The 10443-nt window shown below is 49.2% G+C and carries 11 protein-coding genes; 1 reads left to right on the forward strand and 10 read right to left on the reverse strand.

Features of this window, described 5'->3' with window-relative positions; all coding sequences use genetic code 11:
• Window positions 1–237 precede the first annotated feature (237 nt).
• On the forward strand, window positions 238–942 hold the full coding sequence (locus tag NUV48_14970; protein MCR4443434.1) for a TetR/AcrR family transcriptional regulator: 705 nt from the start codon (window positions 238–240) through the stop codon (window positions 940–942).
• A gap of 255 nt (window positions 943–1197) precedes the next feature.
• Here NUV48_14970 and NUV48_14975 read toward each other — a convergent pair whose 3' ends face one another.
• From NUV48_14975 to NUV48_15020, 10 genes are all read right to left on the reverse strand, one after another.
• Window positions 1198–1710, reverse strand: a complete 513-nt coding sequence (locus NUV48_14975) for a TRAP transporter small permease (protein MCR4443435.1) — start codon at window positions 1708–1710, stop codon at window positions 1198–1200.
• A gap of 33 nt (window positions 1711–1743) precedes the next feature.
• Complete coding sequence (locus NUV48_14980) at window positions 1744–2835, reverse strand: TRAP transporter substrate-binding protein (protein MCR4443436.1); 1092 nt, start codon at window positions 2833–2835, stop codon at window positions 1744–1746.
• A gap of 177 nt (window positions 2836–3012) precedes the next feature.
• Complete coding sequence (locus tag NUV48_14985) at window positions 3013–4317, reverse strand: TRAP transporter large permease (protein MCR4443437.1); 1305 nt, start codon at window positions 4315–4317, stop codon at window positions 3013–3015.
• Between the two features lie 118 nt (window positions 4318–4435).
• A complete protein-coding gene (locus NUV48_14990) occupies window positions 4436–5197 on the reverse strand; it encodes an SDR family oxidoreductase (protein ID MCR4443438.1) in 762 nt (253 codons plus the stop codon).
• Window positions 5198–5213: 16 nt separating this feature from the next.
• A complete protein-coding gene (locus NUV48_14995; GenBank protein ID MCR4443439.1) occupies window positions 5214–5972 on the reverse strand; it encodes an SDR family oxidoreductase in 759 nt (252 codons plus the stop codon).
• A gap of 152 nt (window positions 5973–6124) precedes the next feature.
• Window positions 6125–7054: an enoyl-CoA hydratase/isomerase family protein gene (locus tag NUV48_15000; GenBank protein ID MCR4443440.1), complete on the reverse strand. Its 930-nt coding sequence runs from the start codon at window positions 7052–7054 to the stop codon at window positions 6125–6127.
• 81 nt (window positions 7055–7135) lie between these two features.
• On the reverse strand, window positions 7136–8143 hold the full coding sequence (locus tag NUV48_15005) for a 3-keto-5-aminohexanoate cleavage protein (protein MCR4443441.1): 1008 nt from the start codon (window positions 8141–8143) through the stop codon (window positions 7136–7138).
• A gap of 44 nt (window positions 8144–8187) precedes the next feature.
• The gene (locus NUV48_15010; GenBank protein MCR4443442.1) at window positions 8188–8580 is read right to left on the reverse strand and encodes a VOC family protein; all 393 of its coding nucleotides are present in this window, start codon (window positions 8578–8580) and stop codon (window positions 8188–8190) included.
• Between the two features lie 13 nt (window positions 8581–8593).
• Window positions 8594–9742: a thiolase family protein gene (locus NUV48_15015; protein MCR4443443.1), complete on the reverse strand. Its 1149-nt coding sequence runs from the start codon at window positions 9740–9742 to the stop codon at window positions 8594–8596.
• Between the two features lie 4 nt (window positions 9743–9746).
• Window positions 9747–10163, reverse strand: a complete 417-nt coding sequence (locus tag NUV48_15020; GenBank protein MCR4443444.1) for a zinc ribbon domain-containing protein — start codon at window positions 10161–10163, stop codon at window positions 9747–9749.
• Window positions 10164–10443: the final 280 nt, after the last annotated feature.

Below are 10443 nucleotides of genomic sequence, written 5' to 3' on the forward strand. Positions count from 1 at the left end.
AGGCCACCAAACTCCCGCTTGTCCCGGCAGTTTGATGGCCCCAGGCTTTTTGAATGGAAATCCGGCGGTTATCACACAATCCAGTTTAATCCGAACATACTATTGACAGAGCATATATATGGTGATAATATAAGCAACTGAATGATTGGTCAGTAAGAGATTCTTTCTGAAAGCCGTCATGTATTGCGTTGCCAATTTACCTTTCCGCACCATAATTCAGAGGAGTTGACGGAAACCATGTCAAAGCTTCCCGGAGAAGAACGCCGGCGGTCAATTATCCAGGCAGCCCGGTTGGCTTTCAGTGAAACCGGATTCAGGGGAACTTCGATCAAGGACATCGCCAAAAGAGCCGGCGTATCGACAGCATTGCTTTACGCCTATTTTGAAAACAAAGAGGCGCTCTATGACGCCGTGCTGCATTCAACTTATGATGAGGTTAGCCCGACCAGGGCCGAGATGGAGGCGCTGGGACCGGGGACCGAGGCGTTGGTGCTGTGTGTTTATGACTTCTTGCACAGCGTGCTTTTCGTCGAAAAGCGAAGACACGCCGCGGAGAAAAAAGCCTTTAACAAACTCCTGTTCCGCAGCATGATCGGCGATACGAAATTTGCGTACCAGCACCACCAAAACCTCGAAAAATACCTGGCGGACGACTTTATTGTCTCCTGTTTCCGTGCTGGATACCAGGCAGGAGAGATCATTGAGCTTCCTATAGCACCAAAAAACCTCATTCAGCTTACAATTCAAGTTGCCATGGGATTAACCCTGTCGCACCTGTCGGGGAAGCCGATTTTCGATTTCGACATCCCGAAGCGACAGTTGTTTGAGCATGCTGTGCTTTATTGCCTGCGGGGGATTGGTCTTACCAGCGAAGCAATTGAAAAATACTACCAGCCAAAAAAACTGCAGGCTGTGGTAAAGCGTTTACATAAGCTAGATTAATAATTGTTTTTCTAAAGCAGCTGGGCGCATGCGGATCAACGGGCCGGCCGCGATGCCTTGGGAGGCTGTTTTTATAACAACCCACTTGCCCTTGGCACCGATACGGCCCGCAAGATCATTGCCGCCGTCAAGGCGAAGAGTCTATTGGCAGCAGGCAATTTTTATTTATCTGATGCCGCACGCGCCACACTAACGCCCCTTTGATGAAGAGGCAACACTGGCTTTAAAAACCGCAATTATCTTTCATGGGCATATTTAGTCATTGTGATCTTTGTGCAGTAAATTTGATAGAAACACCAAGAAGTCACCCAACAGGATATAACACAGCACCATCAAACCAAACGCCATGCAGCCGAAGAAAGGATACTTGGGAATGCCGTAAACCGTACTTATTTCTTTGACCTTATATATATACGCGGTCTGAAGCACAGCGGCATAAACAAACAGACAATACAGCAAAAATGTTACTATTGAGCTTAAAAGGTCAAGGAATGAACGCCATTTCTCAGGCAGCCGGTTATACAGAAACTTTACGGCTATGTTACCTTTGATAGCCTGTATATGCCCTATTGAGAAAAAAACGATTATAACCATTGCAAACTCCACTAGTTCAACTGAACCAGCTATTCCTGTGCCGAAATACCGCAGGACAATGTTTACTACGGTTATCAACATGCACACCAACAGAAAACCGGTTCCTACCTTCGAGACAAAACCTGAGGCTATTAAGCCGCTTTTTTGGAGTTTAAGGGCAATCTCTCTAAACAAAGCATAACCCCCTACCGTCAGGCTATTGGCAAGCTATTTGCCGGCATAGTTCTCGATCGCCTTCTGCACTTCTTCCAATACAGCTTTCCCGGGCAGGTTCTGGCCTTCCTTATCTTTGATCCATTTTTCCCAGATCGCTTCTTTTGCCACTTGCTTCCACCGTTTTTCTTCTTCAGGGGTGAGTTCGAGATAAGTTTTCTCCTTATTATCCTTTATCTCTTTTATGACCGTGTCTTCCGCCTGCTGCATAGGCTTGGCGAAAACAGAGGCTCCATAAACACCGCCGCATTCCTCAAAGGCTTTCTTGGCGACATCAGGCAAGGATTCCCAGGTCTTTTTGTTCATGGCGACCCAGCGCACGCCAATCGAAAACCTGACATTGGTGTGATATTTTGAAACCTCCGCATAGCGGAAATTTTTTGTAGCCGCCCACGGCATGATGTAAGCATTGACAACGCCCCTTTGCATGCCTTCGTAAATATCGGGCGCTGATAATGACGCGGGCAAGGCGCCGGCCTGTTTTAGGAAGTTTATCATATTGAGGGGTATAGTAGCGATTTTAAGCCCTTTAAGATCTTCCAGGGTGCGAATTGGCTTATTGCTTCCGATGTCCACATTTGGGGTTGTGGAATACATGAGAAGCACTTTTGCTTCCGAGAATTCCTTTTTAATGTAGTCCGTATTATTGTAAAGGTCCCACAGCACCTTATAGGCTTGTTCCACGCTGCTGAAGCCCAAGAAAGGCAATTCGGCCGCCTCGGTCATTGGAAAGCGTCCTGGATAATAGGCGGTGGCAATCCAGCCAATATCGGACACACCGCCGATTAACGCATCATAGGAATCCTTGGTCTTCGCCAACGTTTCCGCAGGGTAGATTGTGATCTTCACCGTACCCTGAGCCTTTTCTTCCACCAGCTTTGCCCACTCTTGCGCCCCCAAATGCGTTGAACCTGTCGTTGGGTCATGGTGGCTGAATTTCAACTCGATCACTTGCGGCTTGCTCGCCGTGGACTGAGACTGGGCCTTGTCGCCTGATGATTTTGAGGTGCATCCGCCCAGCGCGACAAAGAGCAGGCCAATAACAATTAATACTACCACAACAACCAGCGGCTTCTTTTTGAACATTATTACTCGCCCTCCTCTAAAGCTTAATTGTTCTCCCTAAACACTTAACGCCTTCTTTAATCTTGAACCTTCGGTAACGCTTGCCCCCCTTCATGTTAGACTTAAATATAACGCTGCCCGCTTTGATGTCTTGCAATTAATACACTGACATCGGCAGGCTATAATATGCAACCCTTTTCATTGCTTCATCGCGTGAGGTATCCATAAGGCCAATTGCGGGAAGAATACCAGCACGACAAGAAAGATGACCATGGTCGCCACATAGGGGATGACCTTCTGGTAGATTGTTTCCAGCTTTACGTCCTCCGAAATGCTTTGAACGACAAAAAGATTCATGCCTACCGGCGGGGTGATCAGACCCGCCTCCGCGCAGGCGATAACCAGCACCCCGAACCAAATGGGATCAAGACCCAGCTTCACGATGATCGGGAAGAAAATAGGTACAGTAACAAACAGCATTGCCAGGCTGTCCATAAAGCACCCTAAAATTATATAAACCAGCGCGATAAATAAGGCGATGGTAGTAGGAGAAGCCTGAATGCCGCCAATGAATTCTGCGAGCATCATCGGCCAACGCGACAAGGACATGAAATAGCTGAAAATCATGGCGCCAATGAATATAGTAAAGGCGACGCCGGAAACCCTGCCTGTTTCCACTAGGCAGTTAATGAATTTTTTCCAAGTGAAATTCCTGTTTAACAAGCTGTACATCAGCGTCAAAAACGCGCCGGCCGCCGCGCCTTCTGTGGCCGTGAAAACGCCAAGGTATATACCGCCCATGCTAACCAGAAATATTATCACCACGCCCATAATTTCCTTAATAGCCAGCACCTTTTCCTTAAAACTGTGCCGCGGGCCGGGAGGGGCCAAATCGGGGTAACGGTAGGCGATGAGGAAAGCCGTTATCATATACATAAAGGCGAGGGTAAAACCTGGAATGAAAAGGGCTAAAACGACTTTTGCAATGCTCTGTTCAGTAAGGATGCCGTAAATCACTGCAACCACGCTGGGCGGAATGAAACTGCCCAGGCTGCCGCCGGCTACAACGGTGGCAGCGGCAAAACCGCTTTCATAACGGAACCTGCGCATCTCCGGCAAGACAACTTTGCCCATGGCACCCGCCGTGGCAGGGCTGGAACCGGTTATGGCGGCAAAAAGACTGCAAGCGAGAATAGTGGCGATCGCCAATCCGCCTCTCCAATGACCAATGCACTTATAAAAAGCATTGTACAGGCTTTTGGTGATCCCGCCCATCAAGGCAAACTCGCCCATCAGCACAAAAAGAGGGATAACGCTTAAACTATATGCCGCTGTCGTTGTGTAAGGCACAGTCTTAAGAATGCTAAGTGCGGCTCCGGGATGCACAAGTATTGCAATACCGGTAACACCCACCAAGGCCATGACAAAACCGACAGGTATGTTCAGAAACATCAGGAACAACATGATGATAATTCCTAAGGTTCCTATGAATTCATTGGTCATATAAGCTCTCTTCCCTTTCACTTGGAGTGATTTGACCGACCAGGGCGCGCAAAGGCATTTTGACAATTGATCGATTTATTATTCTTTTCTTTATTCTTTTCTTTTTTTGACAAGAAAGCTACAGACACATCCCATTGTCGATTACCAGATACTGCCCGGTGACCGCTTTGGACTCATCACAGGCAAAGAACAGAATTGCCTTAGCCTGGTCTATCGGCTCGGTTTTAGGCAGCGAGAAGTCATAGTGCCTCCTGGTGATTTCCATCATTCCCTTGTCAAAATGCTCCAACGCCTCCGGCGAATTGAAAGCCGTGGGTGTCCTGCCGGGGCAGACGGCGTTGCAGCGAATGCCGCTGCCGGCATATTGAATCGCTATGTTTTTCGTGAGGGAAATAACCGCGGCTTTTGAGGCGGAGTAGGCGGCGCCCGAGTTGCCGTATACCCCGGCAATTGAGGAAACATTGACTATGACGCCGGCGCCCTGTTTCTCCATATATCTCAATGCCGCCCTGCACATGTAAAACACTCCTGTCTGATTGACCGCAATGACCTTCTCCCAGATCTCATCGGTGGTGTTGACGGTAGACCTGTTCTGGTCAGTAATCCCGGCGTTATTCACCAATATGTCAATTCTGCCATACTCGTTAACGGTAGACGAAACCGCCTTTTCGCACCCTTCCAGAGTGCCGACATCGGCAACTATATAAAAGGCTTTCCCGCCCTCGGCCTCTATCTCTTCCTTAACCCTCAGAAGCGTGTTTTCCCTGCGGGCAACAAGCCCTACTACTGCCCCTTCGCTGGCAAAAAGCTTGGCCGTAGTTTCTCCGATGCCTGAACCGGCACCCGTGATCAGCGCCACTTTCCCCTCTACTCTTCTCATAAATCTCCCCTCTGGTCTAGAGAAATCTGCCGTTGTCCGAGACCAGGCATTGACCTGTGATAGCTTTGGACTCATCGCAGGCAAAAAACAGGATCACTTTTGCCTGGTCTTCAGGCTGAACCGGTTGGATGGTCTTATCAAAATGCTTGCCCGCCGCCTTCATCATGTCGCTGTCAAATTCATCCCTGTTTCCCAACGCAAGCAGCGGTGTGACTGTAGTGCCGGGACAGACTGCATTGCACCTGATACCCCTGCCCGCATACTGCATGGCAATATTTTTGGTCAAGCCTATTACGCCTGCCTTGGCGGCAGAATAGCTCGCGCCTGCGCACCCATAAACGCCGCCAACGGAAGAGACATTGACAATCACCCCTCCTTTGCCGGCCATATGACGGACAGCAGCCCGGCAGATGTAAAATGTTCCTGTGAGGTTGACCTCCAGAACCCTCTTCCAGTGCTCATCACTGGTATTGATCGTTCCCATAAACATGTCGCCAATACCTGCATTGTTGACGACCACATCTATCCGGCCCCAGGTCTCAGCGGTTTGTTCCATCACCCGCTCGCAGTCTTCCGGAAAACATATGTTTGCTTTTAACCCAATCGCCTCGCCTCCCTGTGACTTCAACAGCGCAACGGTTCCCTCCATGGCTGCCTTATCAACGTCTACAACCGCTACCCTTGCGCCCTCCCGGATGAAGACTTCTGCCGTCGCTTTCCCTATCCCGCTGCCAGCGCCGGTAATTATGCACACTTTTTCCCTCAAGCGGTTCATGCGACAATCTTCCCCCTCCCCCAACCCTTACCTGAATTCCAAATTAGTCGAATGTGCCATATAAACCCCATGCACCGCTTTGCGGAGGGACCTCGAGGTGCATGGAGTTTATCGGCTTTTGCCACAGCTGCGGCTTGGGAATCTATCAACCGTTATTTTTTGATGTCTTTGGTAAGCTCACGCCATGGACCGGTCTCATGCTTGGGCCTCTGGGTACAGGTTTGCCACATCTCTGTTCCAAAGGCATGGCGCAGTTCCCATGAGAGGGCTTTCTTCCAAGGCGCTCTCAGCACCTGAGTGGTGACGCGCCGGGTATGGCTGGAAGCCCGCATCAGGTGACGGGCAATCTCCCAGGCCCGGTCATAAATCTTTTCACGGGGCAAGACTTCATTGACCAATCCGTACTCCAGAGCCATTTTGGCGTCAATTCTTTGGTTCATAAGCATCATGTAATTGGCGCGCTTAATGCCAAGACATTCGCGCAGCGCAATCTGGATGCCGTCGCCAGGCACCATATTCACATAGTAATGTGGGTCTATGAGGAAGGCTTCCTCGGCCATGAGGGTGATATCGGCGAAGAGCTGGTTTTCAAAATGCCAGCCGCCGCCATTGATGACGCCGATGGTGGGAATCTCCACATCAAAAACTATGCCTTCGCAGTTGTTGCAGCCGTCGTAATACATGTTTTCGTAAGACATCCACCACAAATGCTTTTCATCGCTAAGCCTGTTTGGGTCCTGGGCATGGATGAACTCATCTCCAGAGCCGCCAAATATGAAGATTTCAATATCCCGGTCCTGGCCGACGTACATGCAAAGCTGCCAGATAGCCCTGTGCAAGGGCTGCGTCCAAATGGCCGGCTTTCCCTCCGTATGCCATCGAGCCTCCAAAATACCGTCCTCCAGTTTAAAAGTATAAAAATCTTTAAATTTGGGGGCGTATTCCTCAAAAGGAATGTGAGGAATCATTCCCGGATGGGAATAATACCTGCCGTTAAAATTGGGTTCCAATTCAATTGGATTTCCGTTTTCGTCCTTGTACTTTTCATGCGAAGGCTTGCCATAGTTTGCAGGTAATTTCATTATAACTATTCCTCCTATAAATTAATTTATTTTAATTAATAAATATAGCCCTTAAAAGGTTTTGAGGAACAATTTTCTTTCTTAATCCCATTTTTTGGGGGTCTGGGGCAACCCCATCATGTATCTTGCCTGTGCGGGCGTAGCGATCTTGCGCCCGATTTCTTTTGCTATCCTGACTATTTTTTCTACCAGCTGGGCATTGCTATCCGCCAGTCTGCCTCGTTCTATATATACATTGTCCTCCATCCCCACTCTCACGTGAAGTCCCATGCAAAGAGCCTGAGTCAACACAGGGAATTGCTGCGCGCCGGTAGCGACGATGCTCAGTATGCATCCTCTCGGGACTGCCTTGACTACCATGGTCATATACTCCGCCGTAGGCCAGCCGCTCCCTGGCGTGAATACATACTGGACCAAGTGCGGGCCGCCAAACAAATCCCGATAACCGCTTTTCATCAGCCGGTTTACGTAATGAATGTCAGATATTTGGAAACACTCGAACTCGGGTTTGATATTCCGCTCGGTCATCAGCCCAATGGCTTTTTTGACCTCGGAATCGCTGATGCTGTAACAGCTTTCCCGGATAACATCCTCATCTCTGCCGAACAGCGGAGGAAGTCTTTTAGGTAGCCTCTGGATTGAGCAATAATTTGATGTATCAATGCTGGCAACCTCCGGCTCAGCATAGATCGAGGTGAGCATCATCTCGCTAAGGGTTGTGTCGCTGGTCCGCTTGCGCCCGCAGACAGCTGTATTGTTGATAATTATGTCCGGACACTTTTCCCGGATTTTTTTGTTTACTTCCCGGTACATCTCCGGGTCATTGGTCATTTCGCAGGGGTTACGAGGGTCCCTCCTGTGAATGTGCACCATGCTGGCGCCGGCCTTGTATGCCTCGTATGTTTGCTCAACCTGTTCCTCCAGAAGCTCGGGAAGGTTTGGGTTTACTTCCTTTCCTGCGTTGCTTCCCGTTATGGCACAAGTGATGATGGCAGGAGGCAATTCGCTCAGACCGCCTCTCCAAACCAGGTTGGAATAATCATACGTTTCCTTATAGTTTTCCAATAGATAATTTTTCAATTCTTCCATTTGAAGACCCCCATATTAAGTCAGTATCAATAAACGGGCCGACATCAGTCGTATTGTTCGGAAATCTCATAAATAATGCCCCCGCTGCTTTTGGGATGGGTGAAAAATTTGTGCTTCCCATCGCCGATCGTTTTGTTAAGAACCTTGATTCCTTCTCTTTCCAAGCGGGCGCATTCCTCATCCACGTTGCCGCACAGAAAGGAGATATGGTGGAAGCCTTCTCCATGCTTCTCCAAATACTTAGGCACCACCCCATTTTCTCCCAATGGCTCCATGAGTTCATATCTGGTATTGCCGATGGAAATCAGTGCTGATGTCTGCCCTGTTTCAGGGAACGCTTTCCGCCCCAGCTCGACTGCCCCAAGCTTTAACAAGGATTTCATCGTTTCGTCAATGCTGCGAACAACAAAACCAATATGCAGAAGCTCTTTTAACACAGGATTTCTCTCCTCATGCGCTTAGGATGGTGATTGAACCTACGGCAGGAGAACCCAGGCCGGTCAGATATCCACCGACCATTTCCGCCATTCCTGTCTTAGCGCCCTGCACCTGACGTTCACCTGCTTCGCCTCTTAGATGCTGCGTCACCTCGCAGACTACTCTGACCCCAGATGCGCCTAGGGGATGTCCGAGAGACAAAAGCCCGCCGCTGGGATTTACCGGATGCTTTCCGCCAATTTCCGCATTACCGGAACGTATAAAACTGAGACACTCGCCGACTTTGCAGAGTCCCAACGCTTCATAGGTATATAACTCCTCAGGGGAAAACGCGTCGTGGAGCTCAATCAAATCCAGGCCCTCCGGGCCGATGCCCGCGGCCTCGTAGGCCATGTAGGCCAGCTTGGTCAAGGTGGGACGGGTTACGGTATCCAGGTCCCATGGCAGGTATGAGGCCGTTAAAACCTTAGAAGCCGCGACCTTGATAAACCTGGTTGTGTGCTTCCTGGCATACTCCTTGGTACAAAGGATTGCCGCGGCGGCGCCGTCTGAAACAGGACAACACATAAGCGTGGTTATGGGATCGGAAATCATCCTGGCATTCAACACTTGCTCCGTGGTCAAAACCTTGCGGTACTGGGCATAAGGGTTTAAGATGCCATGGCGGTGATTTTTTACCGAAGGATAGGCGATATCCTCCAGGGTAATGCCCCGGGTGGCCATCATGCGGTGAGCGGTAAGAGCATGATTAGCCGGCATGGTTATGCCCATGGTTCCGTTTAGATCGCCGGGAGCCGCTCCGACCAGTTGTCCCGCCTTGCTGCAGGTGGTCATTGACTCACAGCCAACCACGATGCCTATGTCATATACGCCATTGGCGATATCCTTATAGAGGAGATTAAAGGCTGTACCGCCGGATGCGCAGGCATTTTCGCAGTTATGCATCTCGCGTTCCGTAACGCCGAGGTTTTTCATAATATCCTCAATGGTCTGCGTGGCGTCATACACTCTGGAGCCATAGCAGACCTGCAACTCTCTCGGGTCTATGCCCGCATCTTTAATGGCTGCCTTCGCAGCCTTAACGCCCAACTGGATCGCTGTGTACTCAGGTGTCTTCCCGAAGGTGGTTTGCCCAATACCAAGGACAACTACTTCCCGCATTGTTTTATTTCCCTCCTTTCTTTTTCACCGGGCGGTATTTATATCCCATAACCTCGTTGTCCCCGTCATCCCAATATTTCGCAATCTCCATTTCCAGTTCATCGCCGATGTTGAAGGTATCATTTTCATCCTCCATTATCAGCGGCGCCACTATCCTAAGCTGGTTTTCCGGAATGGAAATCTGCCCAATGGCATGAGGGGCTGTCCATTTGTCCACAGGCACCCGGGTAATGGTATATGAGTACAAAATTCCCTTCCTGCTCAGTTCCACTTCTTCCATCTCTTCTCCAAGGCAAAAAACGCAGAGTTCGTTCTTGGGGAACGACACCGCTCCGCATTTCTTGCATTTGTTGGCAACCAATACCAAGCCTTTGTCCGTTTCTTTGAACAGCTCCGGCCAAAACAGAACTTGTTTTCCCATATCATAACACCCCGTAGACAAACATTCTAACTGAACGTTCAATTAATTCTAAGGCAATTCTATCACCCCGGCATCTCCTTGTCAATACAACAATGTTTAACTTACAACAATGTTTAACTTGTATTTGTTTAACTTAATAATGCAAAAAAGAAAGGGCCCTCCATCCCCTTATGTCGCCCCCTTACGGGGTTAATAAGGTTCAAATCGGGCAGAGCAGCCTCATAGGTGTAAACGTCAATATCAAATGTACCAAAAACGCTAATATTTTTTGTACCACTTT

Source organism: Peptococcaceae bacterium, from assembly GCA_024655825.1.
In the GTDB taxonomy this organism is placed as follows: Bacteria; Bacillota; Peptococcia; order DRI-13; family PHAD01; genus JANLFJ01.

Coding starts and splice junctions, on each gene's coding strand:
- NUV48_14995 (MCR4443439.1), bottom strand. CDS start 5,972: ATGAACCGCTTGAGGGAAAAAGTGTGCATAATTACCGGCGCTGGCAGC.
- NUV48_14970 (MCR4443434.1), top strand. CDS start 238: ATGTCAAAGCTTCCCGGAGAAGAACGCCGGCGGTCAATTATCCAGGCA.
- NUV48_14990 (MCR4443438.1), bottom strand. CDS start 5,197: ATGAGAAGAGTAGAGGGGAAAGTGGCGCTGATCACGGGTGCCGGTTCA.
- NUV48_15005 (MCR4443441.1), bottom strand. CDS start 8,143: ATGGAAGAATTGAAAAATTATCTATTGGAAAACTATAAGGAAACGTAT.
- NUV48_15020 (MCR4443444.1), bottom strand. CDS start 10,163: ATGGGAAAACAAGTTCTGTTTTGGCCGGAGCTGTTCAAAGAAACGGAC.
- NUV48_14980 (MCR4443436.1), bottom strand. CDS start 2,835: ATGTTCAAAAAGAAGCCGCTGGTTGTTGTGGTAGTATTAATTGTTATT.
- NUV48_15015 (MCR4443443.1), bottom strand. CDS start 9,742: ATGCGGGAAGTAGTTGTCCTTGGTATTGGGCAAACCACCTTCGGGAAG.
- NUV48_15000 (MCR4443440.1), bottom strand. CDS start 7,054: ATGAAATTACCTGCAAACTATGGCAAGCCTTCGCATGAAAAGTACAAG.
- NUV48_14985 (MCR4443437.1), bottom strand. CDS start 4,317: ATGACCAATGAATTCATAGGAACCTTAGGAATTATCATCATGTTGTTC.